Genomic DNA, 18,540 nt, shown 5'->3' with positions numbered 1-18,540 from the left:
AGAAATCCTCAGATTTCTCTGAAACCCTTTTCTTCCCATCGACCTCTTCCTTCACACCTCCACCACAGCCCGTGCGCGAACGAGTGAAAACTGTGAGTGCCTTATGCTCGCGAGCCATGACTTTGGTGCGGGTCGAGCGGCGGTTCCAGGGGCCGGAGCGGTCGGGCAACGGCGGGTACGTCGCCGGCCGGGTCGGGACCGCATTCGCAGCGGAACTCGGGGCGGAGTCGGTCCCGAAGGTGACCCTGCGGATGCCGCCGCCGCTGGAGAAGGACCTGGAACTGACGGCCGGCAAGCTCACGGACGGTGACGCCGTGGTCGCGGAAGCGGTACCGATCGACAGCGATTTCCTCGCCGACGCAACGATCGATCCGGTGCGACCCGACGAGGCCCGCGCGGCCGAGGCGTCGTACCGCGGGTTGCACGGCCACCCGTTCCCGACCTGCTTCGTCTGCGGGCCGTCCAACCGGCAGGGCCTGCAGCTGAAGCCCGGACCGATCGGCGACGGCCGGACGGCGTGCACGTGGACGCCCGCCGCGGATCTGGCCACCGACGGCCTGGTCGACGAGGTGTTCCTGTGGGCAGCTCTGGACTGCCCGGGCGGCTGGACGATCGACCTCGAGGGACGCCCGTCCGTGCTCGGCCAGCTCACCGCCTGCGTCGACGCCCGGCCGGAAGCCGGCGAGGAGTGCGTCGCGCTCGGCCGCTACCTCGGCGAGGACGGCCGCAAGACCTACACCGCCAGCACCCTGTACGACGCCGACGGCCGCGTCCTGGCCCGCGCGAAGCACACGTGGATCACGGTCGACCCGGCGGCGTTCAACTAGCTGCTGTGCGGGCGGCGTGGGCGCGGACCTTCGCGCGGTTGCCGCAGGTCGCCATCGAGCACCAGCGGCGACGGCCCCGCGGGTCGAGGAACAGCCACCCACACGAAGGGCAGGTACGGACGTGCGCGCGGTCCTGGCCGGTGAGCAGCTCACCGGCCCGGACGGCGAGGTTGTGCAGCGGGAGCTCCAGGTCCTCGGGCAGCTCCCACTGTGCGCCGCCCTCGGAGCGCGCGAGGTGCCGTCGGCCGGAGGCCTTCTCGATCAGCCGGGCCGCGGCCTCGAAGGCGTGATCGCTCGCCTGCCCGGTGAGCACGTCGTACAGCTCGGCACGGAAGTCGAGCGTGGCCTGCAGCCGCCGCGCCGCCTCGCCCGCCCCGGCCTGCTCGATCAGGCGGAGCACGGTCGCCGGTGACAGCAGGCCGACGTACGAGTTCCAGATCAGAAAGGCCTCGTACGACGTCAGCCACTCGGTCCGGGCGGGGCCACTGCCTGTCCACTCGGACCGGGTGTTGACGAAGTCGAGCACCGGGTGCGCGCCGACCGGCTTGGGCAGGACGACGCCCTGCACCAGCTCGACATGGGACGGCAGCGCACTCATCGTGTCACCGCGCGGGCTGCGAGGGCTGCGTGGTCGGCTGCGAGGGCTGCGTGGTCGGCTGCTGGCTGGTCGTGGTCGGCACCGGGATGCTGATGTTGCCGTTCTGCGGGATGACCATGAACTGGACGCTGCCCGACTCGATCGCGGACTTCAGCAGGTAACCGTTGGGCCCGAGGAGCTTGACCTGCTGCTGGACCGACTGCAGCTCCACCTGGACCTGCTGGTTCTTCTGTTCCTGGGTGGCGCGGGCCAGCTCGGCGCGCTGCTTGGCCTCCAGGCCGTCGATGATGCCCTTGTCCAGCGGCATCGGCTTCTGCACCGTGAACGACAGCTCGCCGCAGTCGTTGTTGCCGTTGTACCCCGGGCCGCAGAAGTAGTCGCCGCCGACCGCGGCCGGGAGCAGCCGGGTGAACTCCTTGGCCGCCGCGGACTGGAACTGCGACTTCATCTTCTCGTTGTTGTAGAGCTCCGCCCAGCCGTAGTTGGTCGCGACCGCGGACAGCGCCCGGTCGATCTGCGGGCGGAAGTAGCTCTGCAGCATGTCGTTCCAGCCCTGCTCCTCGTACGCGTCCGTCTTCAGGCCGATCCGCTCGTGGAACGACTTCAGCACGTCCTTGTCGCGGTTGAGTGTGAAGTAGACCTGGACACGGACGCCCAGGCGGACGTTGTCCTTGCTGACCACGGTGACCTCGTCGGCCGCGTCGGTGTCCGCGCCGTCGCCGCCGATGATGTACGAGCGCTGGTCGATCGGGTACGTGTACAGGGTGTCGCCCGGACCGATCATCTTGTTCGTCGAGCCCGGCGGAACGACCGACTTGAACTTCTTGTCCTCGATCACGCCGCCGCCGTAGTGCAGGCCGATCCGGTTCGCGTCGGTGTTGGCGAAGTTGAAGATGTTGAACAGCACGATGACCACGATCACGGCGAGGATCAGGAATCCGATCACCTTGACCTTGCCGCTGCCGCCCCCCTTGGGCTTGATCGCCGCAGCAGCGTTCCCCAGCTTTGCCATCAGTCGTCTAGCTCCTTGTGTTCTTTCAAGAGTCGCCGGACATCGGCGAGGGTCAGGTCGGCGGTGACCGCCACGTCCCGCGGCACCGACGGATGCGAGCTGAGCGTACGCAGGCCCTGCTCCGCAGCCGCGACCGCCCGCTCCAGCGCCCTGACCTCGTGCATCAGCGCCCGGTGTTCGGCGTTCAGCTCGGCCAGTGCCTGCTCCGCGTTCACGGCCCGGCGGTACGACGCCCACGCAACCCAGGCGGTTCCGATCAACAGCACGATCGCCGGCAGTCCGAGTCTGATCATGTCCTGATTGTGGTTCATCCCTGGGCGAAAAACGGTTGAAGGGCGAACCGCGTGGCAGTAGGTTCGCAGTACACGCGAAGGGAGGTGGTCCAACGCATGAATTGCTATCGGACTCGTGAGGTGGCGGCGGGCTAACCGCCAACCACAAGTTAGTGGGCATGTGGTCGGCCAATCCAACGCCGCCACCGGGCCCGCGGGCAGTCAGGCCAGTCCGCCTGACCCAGAGTTCGGCCACCCGGTCGTGTCCCTGGAAGCGCTCGCGGGCTTCTTTCTGTCCGGACCGCTACTCAGGGGCCGGGCAGTCCAGCCCGAGCGCCTGGCCGATCTCGAACAGCTGCGCCTCGAAGTACGCCGCCGCGTCGGGCAGCACCCAGTGCAGCTGGCCGAAGATCTCCATGCAGATCAAGCCGTACAGCCGCGTCCAGTAGGTCAGCGACAGGTAGATCGCGCCGGCCGGCATCCCACCGAAGTGCTCCGACTCCCGGGTGAGCTGCGCGACCAGCTCGGACCCGAGCACCTCGTCGGGCGGGTACGGGAACGGCTTCCAGTGCCAGATCTGCGCCACCAGCTCCTTGAACACCGAGCCGAAACGCATCGCCGCCTGATGCCCGGGGGTCTCTTCGTGGTCCTCCGCGTCCGGGCTCGGCACCGCCGTACCGAACAGCAGCGCGAACTCGGCCGGGTGCGCCAGGCCCCAGTCCCGCAGGCCGTTGGCGAGCAGGTACAGCCGGGCGCCGAGATCCACTTCGCCGTCCGTGGACTGCAGGTCCATCAGCGCCGCGGTCAGCTCGTCGTACAGCTCCGCGATCAGTGCGCTGATCAGGGCCTCGTGGCTCGGGAAGTACCGGTACAGCGCCGGCGGCGTGAGGCCGAGCTCACGGGCCACGGCCCGCAGACCGACCGCCGCCGTACCGCCGGACACCAGCAGCCGGCGCGCCGCCGCCTTGATCTCCGCCACCGTCGCCGCGCGTCGCCGATCCCGGCTGTCCACCGTCAGAACTCTCCTTGACATCACCGTAGGGGACGAGCATAGAGTGAACACCGTTAACAGTTAACGCTGTTCACTCAAGCTCCTGCCGCTCAATCTACGCCCTGGGGGACCGTTCCGTGTTCGAGACGCTCGGCCATTTCGCCTACCGGCGGCGCCGTCTGGTGCTCGCGCTGACCGGCCTGTTCGTCGTCCTCGGCCTCGCCTGGGGCACCGGTGTGTTCGGCTCGCTCGCCAACGGCGGGTTCGACGCGCCGGACACCGAGGCCGCGAACGCCGTGAAGACCATCGAGCAGAACGTCGGCCGCACCGGTACCGACGTGGTCGTGCTCTACCGCAGCCCGTCGTCGACCGTGGCCGATCCCGCGTTCCGGCAAGCGGTCGAGCAGCACCTGTCCGGGCTGCCGGCCGCCGACGTGACCGAGGTCGCCACGTACTGGGGCACCAAGTCACCGGTCTTCGTCTCCAAGGACCAGCACAGCACGTACGCCGTGCTCACGCTGGCCGGCGCGACGCCGGAAGACCGGCTCGAGACGTTCCACCGGATCGCCTCGCAGGTCCGGACGGGGCCCGCCGGGCTGGAGACGAAGGTCGGCGGCGAGGTCGCGGTCTTCGACGAGGTCAACACGCAGACCGAGCACGACATCGTGAAGGCCGAGTCGATCTCGACACCGATCGTGCTGGTACTGCTGGTGGTCGTGTTCGGCGGCCTGGTCGCCGCCGCGCTGCCGCTGTTCGTCGGAGCGCTCGCGATCCTCGGCGCGTTCGTGCTGCTGCGCGGCCTGTCCGCGATCACCGACGTGTCGATCTTCTCGATCAACATCGTCACGATGATCGGTCTCGGGCTGGCCATCGACTACGCGTTGTTCATCGTCACCCGGTTCCGCGAGGAGCTTGCTCGCGGCAACGATGTGGAGACGGCGCTGACCGCGACGATGGCGACCGCCGGGCGGACGGTGGCGTTCTCCGGGGTGACCGTCGGGGTGGCGATCAGCAGCCTGGTGCTGTTCCCGGTGATGTTCCTGAAGTCGATGGCGTACGGCGGCGCGGCCGCGGTGGCGATCGCGATGCTCGCGGCCCTGACCGCGTTGCCGGCGTTGCTCGCGGTCCTCGGCCACCGGGTCAACAACCTGCGGATCTTCAAGACCCGTCGCGCGGCCGCCGAGCACGGCGCCTGGTACCGGCTGGCGCACAGCGTGATGCGGCGTCCGGTGCGCTACGTGCTGATCCTCGTGCCGGTACTTCTGGTGCTGGGGATTCCGTTCCTGAGCGCACAGCTCGGCGGCGTGGACCACCGGTCGTTGCCGGCCGGCGCCACCTCGCGAACGGTGACCGAGACGCTGCAGCGCGACTTCCCGGGAGCCGGCGGGTCGGACATCTACGCGGCGGTGCGGTTCTCCGCCGCGCCGACCGATCCCGCGGCGGCGCTGGCGCCGTACATCGCGTCGTTGCAGCAGGTGCGGGACGTGGAGAATGTACGGCTGGGTGGTTACAGAGACGGGGTCGCGTCGGTTGTTGTGCACACGCACTACACCGCGCAGGAGCTACCGGCGCGGGACGTCGTGCACGGGGTAAGGGCGGTGCCGGCGCCTGTTGACACTGAGGTCGAGGTGGGCGGAGAGACGGCCGCCGTCATCGATCTGCTCGACGTGCTGAAGGAACGCGCGCCGTACATGGCCGGCTTCATCGTGGTGGTGACGTTCGCGCTGCTGTTCGTTGCCTTCGGCTCGTTCGTGCTGCCGGCGAAGGCGCTGCTGATGAACGTGCTGTCGCTGTCCGCGGCGTTCGGCGCGATGGTGTGGATCTTCCAGGACGGGCATCTGTCCGGGCTGCTCGACTTCACGCCGGCCGGGTTCCTGGACGCGACCAACCCGGTGCTGCTGTTCGCGGTCCTGTTCGGGTTGTCGATGGACTACGAGGTGTTCCTGCTCAGCCGGATCCGGGAGGAGTACGACCGGACCGGCGACAACACCCAGGCGGTCGCGCTCGGGCTGCAGCGGACCGGCGGGATCATCACCAGCGCGGCGTTGCTGCTGATCATCGTGGTGGCCGCGTTCTCCACCTCGGGCATCGTGTTCGTGAAGATGATCGGCGTCGGGCTGGTGATCGCGATCGCGCTGGACGCGACCATCGTGCGGGCGCTGCTGGTGCCGGCGACGATGCGGCTGCTCGGCCGGGCGAACTGGTGGGCGCCGCGTCCGTTCGCGCAATGGTGGTCGCGGCACGGTTTCCGCGAGGAACCTCAGGGCTGGAGCCTGAGCAGCTCCCACGAGGACGAGCTGGTACGGCGGTAGGCGAGGCGATCGTGCAGCCGGCCGGTGCGGCCCTGCCAGAACTCGAACGCCTCCGGCGCGACCAGGTAGCCGCCCCAGAAGTACGGCGTGGAGATCTCGGTGCCCTCCGGCCACTGCCGTTCGTACGACGCGTACTGCAGGTCGAGCTCCTCGCGGGACTCCACCGGCTGGCTCTGCTGGGACGCCCACGCGCCGAGCTGTGACTCGCGCGGGCGGCTCGCGAAGTACTCGTCGACCTCGTCACCGGGCAGCTTGGAGACGGTGCCCTCGATCCGGACCTGCCGCTCCATCGCGTGCCACGGGAACACCAGGGCGCAGTGCGGGTTCGCGGCCAGGTCGTCGGCCTTACGGGACTGCTGGTTGGTGAAAAAGACGAACCCGCGCTCGTCGACCCGCTTCAGCAGTACGGTCCGCGCCGATGGACGTCCGTCCGTGTCGGCCGTCGCGAGCACCATCGCGTTCGGCTCTGCGAGGCCGACCGCCCTGGCCTGCTCCAGCCAGGTCTGGAACTGCACGACCGGATCGGCAGCGACCTGACTCTCGAGCAGCTCGCCGAGTCCGTACGTCTCCCGCATCTCCGCAAGGTCCACAACCACGAGCCTACTGACGGCCGCGCTGGATTCGCCGACAGGCCCTCCACAACCTGCTGCGTCCGACCGCGCGCACCAGCGGGCCGCGACGACGCGGCGCCGGCGGCTTGGGTGTGACTGCTGGAGCTTTGGTGGGTGCGTTCGGTATGTGCCGGTTCACCTCGGCCACGTGCTGGTCGAAAGTGGCGCGCCAGAGCGCCTGACGGAGCGTCGCCTCGCCTGCCGCCGAGCTGGCCCCGGCGACGGACGCGGCCCAGAGCGTGCCGAGCGACTCGAATCCTTCGACGTGGCGGAGCAATTGCTCGATCAGGTCGCGGTCAGCTGCGTCGGCGAGGCAACGGACCTTCGCCGGGCGCCTGCGCGTGCTGACCGTCGGACTCGGAGTGAAGAACGGTACGTCGGCCCACGCGGGCACAAGCCGTCTGACGAGTTCGCGGTGCAAGGCGTTCTCGACGCGTTGGGCGGGGTCGAGCGCGAAGGCCGACCGGACGAACGACGGGATCAGGAGCGGCGAGACGACGCCGGCGCGCTCCCCCGTCGTACCCCAGCGGCGCAGGCGTTCGACGACGTAGAAGTAGTCGAGCATCGTCGCGTTCTCGATGCCGCCGTGGACCGCGGCCCGCAGGACCCGGTCGACCTGTTCGGCGACGGCTGAGCGTGCTTCGTGCGCAGGTCCCGCGGCCGGCACCAGCCGGGCTTGCAGATGGTTGCTAAAGGCCTGCAGCTTGGGCTGCAGCGGCAGCGCGTCGAGCTGCAGGACGTCGCGCGGGTAGAAGTGGCCGTGCGCCACCTCTCCGCCCGCGCCGCCGATCGCGAGATGGGCGACGCCGGCGAGCGATGCCGGCGGAGTGTGGAAGAGGTAGCTGGCCGGCCGCAGCCCCTCGGCGTACCGGTGCCAGCGCAACGCTCGGTCGACCATCTCCAGCGACGGTGGTGCGGCGATCGGCTTGGCCGGCGCAGGCTTGCCCGGTGTCCTCCGGCTCACGACGTGCTCGACCGGCTGCGGCAGCAACTCGACCAGGGACTCCGCGACGTCCAGTTCGCCGGGGACCGCGTCGTAGCTGTTCAGCTTCAGGTCGACACCTGCCGCCAGGAAGGCGCCCGCGACCACCCGCGAGTCACGGCCGCCGCTCAGGTCGACCGTCGGCCTGCCCGGCCACAGCCGTCCGACCGATCGCGCCACGTCCTGCAGGGCGGCCGCCGTCTCCTCCACCGTGTCCGCGGTGTCCGCGTTGTCTGTCGACCAGACACTGGTGGTCTCGATCCGGCTGACGGTGCGCTGCTGACGGTAGCCGTCGGCAACGATATGTGTTGCGCCGGGAACGGTCAGCACCCCGTCGTACGGCGTGCTGTCGTCCATGAACCAGCCGCAGGCCGCCGCAAAGGTCCAGCCCCTGGGCGCTGCCGCGGCGGGCACGCCCGCGAAGAGCAAGGCTGCGGCGGGCCGATTGCTCCAGACCCATCCGTCGCGCAGCCGCAGCTGGAACAGCCGTCCGACGCCGACCGAGTCGGTGAACAGGTCGAGGCGTTCCGCATCGGGATCCAGGACGGCCATCGTGAACGGCGGCGCCAGGTCGAGAAAGCTTGCCGGAGTACGCCGTACCGCCTTCGCGAGGTGCGCCGGGGCGTCGTACGGCTCGATGTCGCCGATCAGCCGTTGATAGCCGAGCGGCGCGTGCACACTGGCCACGCGGACGTCACCGGTGTCATGCCAGGACGGCCAGAGGCAGGAGCCGTCGTGGCGGTCCCACATGTGCAGTCCGACCGTGAGGCCGTCGTACCCCTGGTGTTTGGCCTCGTTCCGCCAGAGAGCGCCGTAGTACGCCTCCACGCGCGCACGGCCGGCAGCGGGCCGCGCCGCGCTGTCGTTCGCGAAGGTGTAGGCGATCAGCGTTTCCATGCAGAGCCAGATGCGGGCTCCGCCGGGAAAGTTACCGCGGTGGTTGCTGCTGGCCCGGGTGTTGTGGCGGCTGGTACGGCTGCTGGCCCGGGTAGCCGCCCCACTGCTGCGTGGGGTAGGTCGACTGGTAGCCGGAGGAGTCCTGGAGACCCGCCGGCTTGGGAAGCCTGGCCAGCTTGGCCTCCTGGCTCCAGCGCCGGATGCCGACCAGCAACAGCGGTATGCCGAGCAGGATGACCGAGCCGTCGAACAGCAGGTACGACGAGCCGAACCGCGACCCCGGGAACTGGAAGAGCTTCACCAGGTCGAACGACTGCCGCACCGGCAGCAGCATGACGGCCAGCCCGACCACGGTCAGCAGCAGCCCCGATCCGGTGGTCACGCCGGCGCCGATCGCCGGCGCCATCATCAGCAGGCCGAGCACGACCGCGATGACGACCAGCAGCGCGAGCCAGGGCAGCAGTTCGCCCAGGTTGTCGCGGAACAGTTGCAGACGCACCGTCAGCCGGGTGGTGGCGTAGGACGCCGTACCCACGGCGACGTAGGTGGCGATGACGCCGATCACGAGCCCGAGGGCGGGGAGGGGCTTGGTCATGCAGCGAGACTAGACCTCGGTGCGGTCCACCCCGGGAACCTCCGAACCGGTCACAAATCTGTCCGCGCGCCGTCACCGAGAACTATGCTGCCTGAGCGCCCAGGGTGCGCGGGCTCTCCTGGTGGGCCTGTGTCCCGACACGAGGACGAGGGAGTCGCATGTCTGATCCGAGGACCGAGGTGCAGCACGGGCTGGAGGGTGTGGTCGCGTTCGACACGCAGATCGCCGAGCCGGACAAGGAAGGTTCGGCGCTCCGCTACCGCGGCGTGGACATCGAGGACCTGGTCGGCCGGGTGCCGTTCGAGAATGTCTGGGGCCTGCTCGTCGACGGCGCGTTCACGCCGGGTCTGCCGCCGGCCGAGCCGTTCCCGCTGCCGGTGCACACCGGCGACGTGCGGGTCGACGTCCAGTCCGCGCTGGCGATGCTGGCACCCGCCTGGGGGCTGCGGCCGCTGTACGACATCGACGACGTCCAGGCCCGCGAGGACCTGTCCCGCGCGGCCGTGATGGCACTGTCGTACGTCGCGCAGGCGGCGCGCGGCATCGGGCAGCCGATGGTGCCGCAACGCGAGGTGGACAAGGCGACCACGATCACCGAGCGGTTCATGATCCGCTGGCGCGGCGAGCCGGACCCGAAGCACGTGCGGGCGGTCGACGCGTACTGGACGTCCGCGGCCGAGCACGGGATGAACGCGTCGACGTTCACCGCGCGGGTGATCGCCTCGACCGGGGCGGACGTCGCCGCGGCGCTGTCCGGTGCGGTCGGTGCGATGTCCGGGCCGCTGCACGGCGGCGCGCCGGCGCGGGTGCTGACGATGATCGAAGGCGTGGAGCGCAGCGGCGACGCCCGCGCGTACGTGAAGGGTCTGCTCGACGCGGGCGAGCGGCTGATGGGCTTCGGGCACCGCGTGTACCGCGCCGAGGACCCGCGTGCCCGGGTGCTCCGCCGTACGGCGCGTGAGCTGGCGGCGCCGCGCTACGAGGTGGCCGAGGCGCTGGAGCAGGCCGCGCTGGCCGAGCTGCGCGAGCGGCGTCCCGACCGGGTGCTGGAGACCAACGTGGAGTTCTGGGCGGCGATCGTCCTGGACTTCGCGGAGGTGCCGCCGCCGATGTTCACGTCGATGTTCACCTGCGCGCGGACCGCGGGCTGGAGCGCGCACGTGCTGGAGCAGAAGCGCACCGGCCGGCTGATCCGCCCGTCGGCGATCTACTCGGGCCCGGCGACGCGTCCGGCCGACTCGGTCGAGGGCTGGAACCCTTCCTGGGCCTAGCGGTCCTGGCTCGGGGTGCGGCCGGTGCGCTGCTTGTACTGGCGGCTGAAGTAGGGAACGTCGGTGTAGCCGAGGGCGGCGGCCGTTTCGGTGACGGTCATGCCGCTCTCGGTGAGCAACTGGTGTGCGCGGTCCATCCGCGCCTGGATCAGGTACTGCGCGGGTGACATCCCGAGCTGCGTGACGAAACGACGCGTGAACTGGGCCCTGCTGAGCGAGGCGCGGCGCGCCATCTCCGCAACGGTCCAGTCCCGGCCGGGGTCCTGCCGCAGCTGCCTCGCGATCTCGTCGACGGGGGCGTCGGTCGCGCTGCGGCCCGGGTGATGGACGGCGTCCCGGACCAGCACGACCAGTTGCTCCAGGCACAGTTCGGCCTGGTGCCGGCCGGACGGGTCACCCCGGCGGTACGACGCGTCGCTGGTCCGGGCGAGGACGCCGAGGAACTCGCGGTCCGTCACCTCGCCCCAGCGAGGCTCAGGTGCCACGCCTGCGCTGACGCCGGGATCGGGGCCGACGTCGAAGTGCATGCCGAAGACGAGCAGCCGCCGGTGCGGGTCGTGCGTTGCCCGCGGCGCGTCACCCGGCTCGAAGACCGCGCACACGCCCGGGCGCAGCTCGCGCCGCCGGCCGGCGAGTTCAAGCTCGCCACGCCCGTCCAGCACACACCAGAGCAGGTGGTCGGACAGCGGGCGCGACGTCCAGGACCAGCTCGCCTCGCAGCGCCAGAAGGTCGGCGCCGTCATCCGCTCGATCCGCAGCCGATGCGACAAAAGTTCAACTCCTCGCGTGGATCGTCCGTGGCCGTGCGTCACGCCTCGGCAGGAAAATTGGAGTCGACGGAATCCTAGGACAGATTCGCGGGAGTCGTGCATGAGCGTTTCATACAACGTCGCCGAGGTTCATCGGGCGGAGTTCGAGCGGACCGGGTACACGCTGGTGCGGGGGCTGTTCTCCCCTGCCGAGGCCGAGCGGCTGCGGGACCACTACATGGACGTCCGGCAGCACGGGCCGCGGGCGCACGACTTCGCGGGTCACACGTCCACCGACCGGGACCCGCTCAAGCGGTACCCGCGGATGGCGCAGATGCACCGCTGGGACGACGAGTCGCTGCTGTGGATGATCGACCCGCGCATCGACGAGGTGATGACGACGCTGCTCGGCAGGTCGCCGTACGCGGTGCAGACGATGATCTACTTCAAGCCGCCGGGCTCGCGCGGGCAGGCGCTGCACCAGGACAACTTCTACCTGAAGGCCGATCCCGGGACCTGCGTCGCGGCCTGGATGGCGCTCGACCGGGTCGACGAGGCGAACGGCTGCCTGGAGGTCGTCCCCGGGTCGCACCGGTGGCCGATCCTGTGCACGGAGAAGGCCGACACCACGGTCAGCTTCACCGACGTCACCGTCCCGCTGCCGACGGCCGAGGCTGCCGTACCGGTGGTGATGGAGCCGGGCGACGTGCTGTTCTTCCACGGCGCGCTGGTCCACGGCAGCAACCCGAACACGACGACCGACCGGTTCCGGCGCGCGCTCATCGGTCACTACATCGAGGGCGAGGCCGAGCGCGTCGCGCAGTACTACCACCCGGCGCTGCGGATGGACGGCACCGAACTGACGCTCGAGGTGGCCGAGGGCGGCGGCGCCTGCGGCGAGTGGACCGACACCCCCGACGGCCTGGTCGCCCTCCTCACCGGCACCCAGACCATCGACCGCAAGCACGAGTAGCCCGCCGCCCCCAGCCCGTCTTTCAGCCCGACTTTGTGCACCGGATCCGTACGGCGGGGCGCCCGGCGCGCGGATCCGATGCACAAAGTGGACCTTGGCGGGGCGGGCTGGGGACGGTGTGCGAAGATGGGGTGCGCTGACAGCGTCGTCGGCCTACTAGTTGGCAGACGACGAAGGGAACGCGCTGGTGACCAGCGAGATTCAGATTCCTGCAGAGCTCAAGCCCGCCGACGGCCGCTTCGGCGCCGGTCCGTCGAAGGTGCGTCCGGAAGCCGTCGCCGCACTGGCGACCGAGGGCGCGAAGCTGCTCGGCACCTCCCACCGGCAGGCGCCGGTGAAGAACCTGGTGAAGCGCGTCCAGGAGGGCGTCGCCGAGCTCTTCCAGCTGCCCGACGGGTACCAGGTGGTGCTCGGCAACGGCGGCTCGACCGCGTTCTGGGACGTCGCGACCTTCGGGCTGATCCGGGAGAAGAGCCAGCACCTGAGCTTCGGCGAGTTCTCCTCGAAGTTCGCCAAGGCCGCTCAGCTGGCGCCGCACCTGGCCGACCCGACGATCGTGAAGGCGGAGCCCGGCAGCCGCTCGGTCGCGGTGGCCGAGGCCGGTGTCGACCTGTACGCGTGGCCGCACAACGAGACCTCCACCGGCGTGATGGCCCCGGTCAAGCGCCCCGCGGGCGCCGACGAGGGTGCGCTGGTCGCGATCGACGCCACCTCGGGCGCGGCCGGCCTGCCGGTCGACCTCAACGAGGCAGACGTCTACTACTTCGCACCGCAGAAGGGCTTCGCGTCCGACGGCGGCCTGTGGATCGCGCTGATGAGCCCGACGGCGCTCGCGCGCGTCGAGGAGATCGCCGCGTCCGGCCGCTGGATCCCGGCGTTCCTGGACCTGGCGACCGCGGTCGACAACTCCAGCAAGAACCAGACCTACAACACCCCGTCGCTGGCCACGCTGTTCCTGATGGCGGAGCAGACCGACTGGATCAACAGCCAGGGCGGCCTGGAGTGGAGCGTCGCCCGGACTACGGACTCCAGCAACCGGCTGTACACGTGGGCCGAGAAGTCGGAGTACGCCACGCCGTACGTCACCGACCCCGACGCCCGCTCGCTCGTGGTCGGCACCATCGACCTCGACGACGCGATCGACGCCACCGCGGTCGCGAAGACGCTGCGCGCGAACGGCATCGTCGACACCGAGCCGTACCGCAAGCTCGGCCGCAACCAGCTCCGCGTCGCGATGTTCCCCGCGGTGGACCCGGACGACGTCGAGAAGCTGACCCAGGCCATCGACTACGTGGTCGAGAACCTCAAGTAACAGCGCTGCCCTTCACAGCCGCCGCTCCCCGTCCGGGGGGCGGCGGTTGTTCGTTGGCGTCAGGAGTGTTGCCGTCGGCGGGAAGTGGAAGTCGACTGGCCTGTTAGCCGGGCGTTCTCGGCCTGGCGGTCCTGGCGCTCGCGGCGGCCGGGCGGGAACGTGACGACGGTGATGATCAGCGCGAAGAGCGCGGCGCCGACGATGATCCAGCGGAAGTTGTTGCTCTTGCCCGAGCTGGAACTGTTGCTCTCGGTCGCGCTGCCGGGCTTCGGGGTGGTGCCGGCCGCGGGCGGCTTGGAGGCGGCGGCCTTCGCGGGGACCTGGACCTGGTAGACGGCCGAGTTCGGGCCTTCGCTGCCGACCAGGACGGTCTCGTCGGTGGGGCCGACCGCGACCGTCTCCCCCTGCCCCAGCGGCGCGCTGCCGCGGGCGATGGCGTTCGGCGTCTCGCCCCACGCCACGGTCGTGACGTCGGCGTACGTCCGCAGTACGACGCGTTGGCCGTCCGGCATGAACGTGCCGTCGGTGATCACGCCCGACGGCGCCGCGGCGAGCTTGGTCAGGTCGTTCGTGCCCTCACGGGACGGGGCGGGCGGTGCCGCGTAGATCGCTCCGGTGCCCTTCAGCGCCTTCGTCACGATGTACAGCTGGCTGGTGCCCGGCTCGATCAGCAGGGTCTCGGCGTCGTGGGCGCCGTCCGGGTACTTGAAGTCGTACCGGTGGTACTTGACGTTCGACTCGTCCTCGAGCGTCTCGGGCTCCGGGATCGTGTAGATCTCGATCTGGTCCCGGTTCGCCTTGTTGTCCCCGATGTCCGCGATGTAGATCGTGCCGTCCCGGTCCACGCCGAGCGCCTCGACGTCGATCACCTTCGCGCCGAAACGGAGCACGGCCTTCACCTTGCCCGCGGTGTCGACGGCGAAGACCCGCCCGGTGTCACCCGAGTCGTTCACGGTCCAGTAGACGCCGGGGTGCTTGACGCTCTTCGCCAGCCCCGACGACTCCTCGATCCGGCTGTCCCGGATCGTGAACAGCTTCTTCGGCGCCGGCGTCGTCGGGCCCGCGTCCGGGCTCGCGCTCGCTGTCGATGTGGGCAGCGCCACACCCGCAAGGGTGCAGAGCGTCGCCGCCAGCAGCGCGAACGCGGTGCGGAGCTGCCTCACGACACCACCTCGGCGCCGGGCTTCGCCGGCTGTTCCGATTGTGGGAGGAGCAGTTCGGCCAGGCGGGGTGTGACGTGCCACTCGGTCACCATCGCCTGGTACTCGGCGCGCAGGTCGGCGGTCGGCTTGGCACCGGTCCGCGCAGCGCGGAGCAGCAGATTGCGCGGCGTGTGCTGACTGTCCACGAACTGCACGACCTCCACCCGGTAACCGACCTGTCGCAGCACCGCCGCCCGCAGGGAATCCGTCAGGACGTCGGCGAACCGCTCACGAACGATGCCATATCTCGTCATCAGCGCATAAGGCGCCGGTGGTGTGACGCTCTTGAGCTGCTTTTGGATGTCGTGATGGCAACACGGAGCTGCCAGCACCAGCGAAGCCTCCCAGCCGACGGCCCGCGCGAGCGCGTCGTCGGTCGCGGTGTCGCAGGCGTGCAGCGCCAGCACGACGTCCGGCCGGACGTCCAGCTCCGCGCCCTCGATCGTCGCGTCGAGGAACCGCAGGTGCTCCTGCCAGCCGAGCGCCTCGACCACCCGGGTGTTCCGTTTCCGGGCCGCTGGGTTGTGGTCGATACCGGTCATCCGGACGTCGTGCCCGGCCGCGGTGAGCAGGTGGTACGCCGCCAGGGTGAGGTACGCGTTCCCACAGCCGAGGTCGACTACCTGCAGCGGCCTGTTCTTCGCGATCCGCCCGGCCGAAACCGCCTCGTCGAGCGCTGGTGCGAGCAGCTTGCAGAACTCCTCGATCTGCTTGTACTTCGCCTGCCGCGACGGCTTCACCCTGCCCTGGTGGTCGCTGATCCCGAGCTCGATCAGGAACGGCGCGGCGGGGTCGAGCACCCGGCGCTTCACCCGGTCGTGGCTGGTCGCCTGCTCCCGGCGGTCGTCCTGCCGGTGCAGCAGCTCCTTGCCCTTCTTGGTGTAGCGCAGCCGCAGCGTCTCCGTCGTCGTCTCGACGTGCCACGACCCGTACGGCAGGTCGAGCAGCTCGTCGACAGCCTTGTCCAGCTCTGCCTCAGGCACGTTCCGCGTGTGGGCCTGGCGCTCGTCGAACTCGGTGATCTGCAGGTGCCGCTGCCCCTTCAGATCGACGTACCGCACCTCGACCCGGAGGTACGCCGGCGCGTCCAGCCCTCGCCGCCGCCCCGAGGCCAGCGCGCGCACCAGACCGCTCCGATCGAGCAGGGCGGCGCGGATCACCCCCAGCGCTCCGGACTCCTCCGGCCGCGCCGGCTCGTCCGACCGCACCTCTGGCTGCATCGCGCCATTGTCGCCGACCACTCGGGTCGATCACAAAAGGGTCTCCTATCGACTGCCTACTCCGGGTAACCGAAATCCGGATGCCGTGCCGTCGGCGCTGCGTGAGACTAGGTCCCGTCTGGTTATCCAGCGCCGTCGCGAGGAGGTGCTCGGTGCGGTGCATCGGCGTGCGGGAGGGAAGGTCTCGATGCGGCGCATCTAGGCCTTTGCACCCGTGCGGCGAGGTGCGGTGCCGACTGCCCCGCAGTGGGCGATGGATCACCAGACAGGGCCTACGCCGATGGTGACGACGCCTCGCACGATCATCGACTGGGTGGTTCGGTCGGTCTGCGGCCGCGGCGTCGAGTGTCTTGTGCCTCTCTCCGGCGGAGGGATGAACGAGACCTACCGCGCCGACCTGGCCGGCGATGTCCGGGTGGTTGTCCGGATCGCGCGCCAGAGTACGCCGTGGTTCATCGACGAGGCGCACTTGATGGGGCAGGCGCGCGCTGCGGGCGTTCCGACGGCAGAAGTGCTCGGCCTCGAGCATCTGGACCACGACGGCGAGCTGCTGTCCTTCTCGATCCAGCAGTACCTGCCTGGCCGTTCCCTGGACGAGCTCATGGGCGCACTGCCTGCGACTGATGCAGAGCGCCTGGCTGTGGACGCTGGCGAGATTCTGGCGCGGGTTCACAGCGTCACACCGGACGTCGGGCGCGGTATCCAGCACGACCTGCGGCTGCCCGAGGAGACCGCCGTCACCCGGATCCTGCGGATCGTCACCGAGACCCTCGACACATCGGCAGCGCAGGTTGTCGAACGCGGCGCCGACTTCCTGCGCCAGGTCGTGACGACCACTCCGCCGCCTGCCGTCTCACTTGCCCAGGGCGACTTTCTGCCCAAGAACCTCCTGATCCACGACGGCACCCTCAGCGGCGTCATCGACTGGGAATTCGCCGGCCCCGCCTCCCCCGCCTTCGACCTGGCCCGCTGGGAGGTCTCCGCCGGCGCCCCTCTCCACGACCGCCCAGACCTCCTCCGCCGCGGCTACGCCCGCACCACGGACCCAGCCAACCCCACCCTGACCGCCGCCTTCGCCATCGACTGGACCCTAGAACTCCTCGCCTGGAAAAACCCTGCCACGCCAGCCCAGTTCCAGCGCTGCGTAGACGTAATCACCCACCACCTCTCCCCCTAGACGACGCCCCGGCCTGCCGAACAGCACGCAACGCCCAGACACACGGCTCCCGACGGCACACCCCAGCGCAAGGCGACAGGCCCACCAGCCACAGGCAGACCAACGTCCCCAGGCCACCAACTCAACAGCCCGCGACGACAACACCCCCTGCCACAACCTCACGCGACAGCACGCCCAGCCCGACAACCACCCCGGCCGGCCACCACACAACGGCCAACCGCAAGCAACTCACCCGAACAACGACTCCACAAGCCGGCCGACCAGCTCACGATGCCCACGCACACCGCTGCCCACAGAGTCACGAGACAGCGCGACGACGCGGCTCGGGGACAACGCGACTCGGGGACGGCGTCCGGCTCGGCTGCTGCCACGACGGTCGCGCGCAAGCAGGTCAGGCGAGCAGTTTCTGCAGCTCCGGGAGACGGCTGAACAGGTCAGGGAGACCACGCACACCGTTGCGCACGGACTCATGGGACAGCGCCAACTCGGGACCGGTGCTTGCCTCGACACCGGCGAGGCAGCGCAGGATGTTCCACCTCATGTGTCCCAACCAGCCGTCGATCATGTACGCGAACCAGCTCGGCCCCGGTGGCGGCAGCACCCCGCCCCCTGCGACGTACCCGTCGAGCACCGCGCGGAAGACCTCGGGCTCGACGCCGTCGAATCCACGCCCCTTCGAGAGGCTGAGCGCGGTCGAGCCGAGCTCACCGGACAGATCGGTCATCCCCGACAACTCCCAGTCGAGCACCACCGGCCGTCCGTCGCGAGCAAGCAGGTTCCACGGCTGAATATCCCTGTGGGTGAACACAACAGGACCGGGACGTTCGCACGCGTCGACGAACTGGGCAATCGCAACAAACGTCTCGACACGGGAGGCAAGCTCATCCGCCCACGGCTGCCCGCTCGCCACCGCCCGCTCGGCAAGCTCCGGCCAGTCCCGCGGCGTCGGCTCGTCAACCACCCCTCGAGTCCACTCGACGTCGAGCGAATGGATGAGCGCGAGAATCTCCCCGACCTCGAACGCAAAAGCCACCGCCACCGGCTCTTCAGGCACCTTCTCCCCCTCGACCCACCGGTGCACAAGCAGGTCACTGCCGGCCCAAATCGGCTCAGCCATCGGGACACCAGCAGCAAACGCCGCCCGCTCGAACCTGAACACGTCCTCGACGCGATAAACCCAGCGCCGATCGACCCGATTCAACTCCTTCACCGCAAACGACCCTTGGTCGGTCTCGAGCCGATACATCCGATTGGCAAACCCGCCATGCACACGAACCATCGGCCCCCGCGGCACACCAAGAAACGCGAGGCTTGAGAGCACACCGTCGTCCGCAGTCATCCCACGCAATCTAGGCCCCGCACCTCGCCAACGCACCGCAATTACCCGCACACAAACCCCACGCAGACCATCCCCGGCCCCTCCTCCCCCACAGCAAACAAGGCGCTGTCAACGCCGGTCGAACCTTGACCCAGCTGTTCCGGGTGAAGGTTGACCCACCCGGTTTGGTTGTTGGTTGTTAGTCGTTGGTTTTGGTGGCG

The 18,540-nt window shown here is 69.5% G+C and carries 17 protein-coding genes; 6 read left to right on the top strand and 11 right to left on the bottom strand.

Translation table 11 applies throughout. The annotated features are described in order from the left end of the window. Nucleotides 1–116 precede the first annotated feature (116 nt). Nucleotides 117–827 (top strand): hypothetical protein, encoded by a 711-nt coding sequence (locus AB0L64_RS38315; RefSeq protein ID WP_363717876.1) that lies wholly within the window; start codon nt 117–119, stop codon nt 825–827. Here the strand turns inward: AB0L64_RS38315 and AB0L64_RS38310 are convergent. The 4 genes from AB0L64_RS38310 to AB0L64_RS38295 all read right to left on the bottom strand — a co-directional run bounded on the left by AB0L64_RS38310 (nt 820) and on the right by AB0L64_RS38295 (nt 3,721). Further along, entirely contained in the window at nt 820–1,425 is a 606-nt protein-coding gene (locus AB0L64_RS38310) for a CGNR zinc finger domain-containing protein (RefSeq protein WP_363717875.1), read from the bottom strand. The two genes, AB0L64_RS38315 and AB0L64_RS38310, sit on opposite strands and share 8 nt — an antisense overlap. A gap of 4 nt (nt 1,426–1,429) precedes the next feature. Then, nucleotides 1,430–2,437, bottom strand: coding sequence for an SPFH domain-containing protein (locus AB0L64_RS38305; protein ID WP_363717874.1), 1,008 nt, complete (start codon nt 2,435–2,437; stop codon nt 1,430–1,432). After that, nucleotides 2,437–2,730 (bottom strand): hypothetical protein, encoded by a 294-nt coding sequence (locus AB0L64_RS38300; RefSeq protein WP_363717873.1) that lies wholly within the window; start codon nt 2,728–2,730, stop codon nt 2,437–2,439. Before AB0L64_RS38300 ends, AB0L64_RS38305 begins: the two co-directional genes overlap by 1 nt. A 283-nt stretch (nt 2,731–3,013) precedes the next feature. After that, nucleotides 3,014–3,721 carry a TetR/AcrR family transcriptional regulator gene (locus AB0L64_RS38295; RefSeq protein WP_355701122.1) on the bottom strand — a complete coding sequence of 236 codons (708 nt, stop codon included), beginning with the start codon at nt 3,719–3,721 and terminating at the stop codon, nt 3,014–3,016. Between the two features lie 116 nt (nt 3,722–3,837). Between AB0L64_RS38295 and AB0L64_RS38290 the strand changes: the two genes are divergently transcribed. Beyond that, nucleotides 3,838–6,012 (top strand): MMPL family transporter, encoded by a 2,175-nt coding sequence (locus tag AB0L64_RS38290; RefSeq protein ID WP_363717872.1) that lies wholly within the window; start codon nt 3,838–3,840, stop codon nt 6,010–6,012. Here AB0L64_RS38290 and pdxH read toward each other — a convergent pair. The 3 genes from pdxH to AB0L64_RS38275 are packed head-to-tail and all read right to left on the bottom strand — an operon-like array spanning nt 5,961 to nt 9,097. Further along, nucleotides 5,961–6,602 (bottom strand): pyridoxamine 5'-phosphate oxidase, encoded by a 642-nt coding sequence (gene pdxH, locus AB0L64_RS38285; protein WP_363717871.1) that lies wholly within the window; start codon nt 6,600–6,602, stop codon nt 5,961–5,963. The two genes, AB0L64_RS38290 and pdxH, sit on opposite strands and share 52 nt — an antisense overlap. Nucleotides 6,603–6,612: 10 nt before the next feature. Beyond that, complete coding sequence (locus AB0L64_RS38280; protein WP_363717870.1) at nt 6,613–8,502, bottom strand: hypothetical protein; 1,890 nt, start codon at nt 8,500–8,502, stop codon at nt 6,613–6,615. A 31-nt stretch (nt 8,503–8,533) separates the two neighbouring features. Then, complete coding sequence (locus tag AB0L64_RS38275) at nt 8,534–9,097, bottom strand: hypothetical protein (RefSeq protein ID WP_363717869.1); 564 nt, start codon at nt 9,095–9,097, stop codon at nt 8,534–8,536. Nucleotides 9,098–9,255: 158 nt separating this feature from the next. Between AB0L64_RS38275 and AB0L64_RS38270 the strand changes: the two genes are divergently transcribed. Beyond that, nucleotides 9,256–10,368 carry a citrate synthase 2 gene (locus tag AB0L64_RS38270; protein WP_355701117.1) on the top strand — a complete coding sequence of 371 codons (1,113 nt, stop codon included), beginning with the start codon at nt 9,256–9,258 and terminating at the stop codon, nt 10,366–10,368. On the opposite strand, the gene AB0L64_RS38265 is transcribed toward AB0L64_RS38270, so the two are convergent. After that, complete coding sequence (locus tag AB0L64_RS38265) at nt 10,365–11,138, bottom strand: AraC family transcriptional regulator (RefSeq protein ID WP_363717868.1); 774 nt, start codon at nt 11,136–11,138, stop codon at nt 10,365–10,367. The genes AB0L64_RS38270 and AB0L64_RS38265 overlap by 4 nt on opposite strands. Nucleotides 11,139–11,238: 100 nt before the next feature. On the opposite strand from AB0L64_RS38265, the gene AB0L64_RS38260 reads away from it, so the two are divergent. Continuing rightward, on the top strand, nt 11,239–12,090 hold the full coding sequence (locus tag AB0L64_RS38260; protein WP_363717867.1) for a phytanoyl-CoA dioxygenase family protein: 852 nt from the start codon (nt 11,239–11,241) through the stop codon (nt 12,088–12,090). 184 nt (nt 12,091–12,274) lie between these two features. After that, nucleotides 12,275–13,402, top strand: a complete 1,128-nt coding sequence (gene serC, locus AB0L64_RS38255) for a phosphoserine transaminase (protein ID WP_355701197.1) — start codon at nt 12,275–12,277, stop codon at nt 13,400–13,402. Between the two features lie 59 nt (nt 13,403–13,461). On the opposite strand, the gene AB0L64_RS38250 is transcribed toward serC, so the two are convergent. Together AB0L64_RS38250 and AB0L64_RS38245 are read right to left on the bottom strand one after the other, a co-directional pair. Then, nucleotides 13,462–14,565 carry a hypothetical protein gene (locus tag AB0L64_RS38250; RefSeq protein WP_363717866.1) on the bottom strand — a complete coding sequence of 368 codons (1,104 nt, stop codon included), beginning with the start codon at nt 14,563–14,565 and terminating at the stop codon, nt 13,462–13,464. Next, complete coding sequence (locus tag AB0L64_RS38245) at nt 14,562–15,824, bottom strand: SAM-dependent methyltransferase (RefSeq protein WP_363717865.1); 1,263 nt, start codon at nt 15,822–15,824, stop codon at nt 14,562–14,564. The genes AB0L64_RS38250 and AB0L64_RS38245 overlap by 4 nt, the downstream gene beginning before the upstream one ends. A gap of 253 nt (nt 15,825–16,077) precedes the next feature. Between AB0L64_RS38245 and AB0L64_RS38240 the strand changes: the two genes are divergently transcribed. Then, complete coding sequence (locus AB0L64_RS38240; protein WP_363717864.1) at nt 16,078–17,001, top strand: phosphotransferase; 924 nt, start codon at nt 16,078–16,080, stop codon at nt 16,999–17,001. 391 nt (nt 17,002–17,392) lie between these two features. Here the strand turns inward: AB0L64_RS38240 and AB0L64_RS38235 are convergent, their stop codons facing one another. Continuing rightward, nucleotides 17,393–18,340, bottom strand: coding sequence for a phosphotransferase (locus AB0L64_RS38235; RefSeq protein ID WP_363717863.1), 948 nt, complete (start codon nt 18,338–18,340; stop codon nt 17,393–17,395). Between the last annotated feature and the right edge of the window lie 200 nt (nt 18,341–18,540).

The organism is Kribbella sp. NPDC051936 (assembly GCF_040680955.1).
Classification (GTDB): Bacteria; Actinomycetota; Actinomycetes; order Propionibacteriales; family Kribbellaceae; genus Kribbella.
Note: the sequence above shows the minus strand (reverse complement) of the source record. Positions and strands in the feature narration are given on the sequence as shown.

Excerpts from the sequence above, each read along its gene's own strand:
- AB0L64_RS38240 (WP_363717864.1), top strand. The coding sequence starts at position 16,078 with ATGGATCACCAGACAGGGCCTACGCCGATGGTGACGACGCCTCGCACG.
- AB0L64_RS38260 (WP_363717867.1), top strand. The coding sequence starts at position 11,239 with ATGAGCGTTTCATACAACGTCGCCGAGGTTCATCGGGCGGAGTTCGAG.
- AB0L64_RS38270 (WP_355701117.1), top strand. The coding sequence starts at position 9,256 with ATGTCTGATCCGAGGACCGAGGTGCAGCACGGGCTGGAGGGTGTGGTC.
- AB0L64_RS38235 (WP_363717863.1), bottom strand. The coding sequence starts at position 18,340 with ATGACTGCGGACGACGGTGTGCTCTCAAGCCTCGCGTTTCTTGGTGTG.
- AB0L64_RS38300 (WP_363717873.1), bottom strand. The coding sequence starts at position 2,730 with ATGATCAGACTCGGACTGCCGGCGATCGTGCTGTTGATCGGAACCGCC.
- AB0L64_RS38305 (WP_363717874.1), bottom strand. The coding sequence starts at position 2,437 with ATGGCAAAGCTGGGGAACGCTGCTGCGGCGATCAAGCCCAAGGGGGGC.
- AB0L64_RS38310 (WP_363717875.1), bottom strand. The coding sequence starts at position 1,425 with ATGAGTGCGCTGCCGTCCCATGTCGAGCTGGTGCAGGGCGTCGTCCTG.
- AB0L64_RS38275 (WP_363717869.1), bottom strand. The coding sequence starts at position 9,097 with ATGACCAAGCCCCTCCCCGCCCTCGGGCTCGTGATCGGCGTCATCGCC.
- AB0L64_RS38245 (WP_363717865.1), bottom strand. The coding sequence starts at position 15,824 with ATGCAGCCAGAGGTGCGGTCGGACGAGCCGGCGCGGCCGGAGGAGTCC.
- AB0L64_RS38280 (WP_363717870.1), bottom strand. The coding sequence starts at position 8,502 with ATGGAAACGCTGATCGCCTACACCTTCGCGAACGACAGCGCGGCGCGG.
- AB0L64_RS38315 (WP_363717876.1), top strand. The coding sequence starts at position 117 with ATGACTTTGGTGCGGGTCGAGCGGCGGTTCCAGGGGCCGGAGCGGTCG.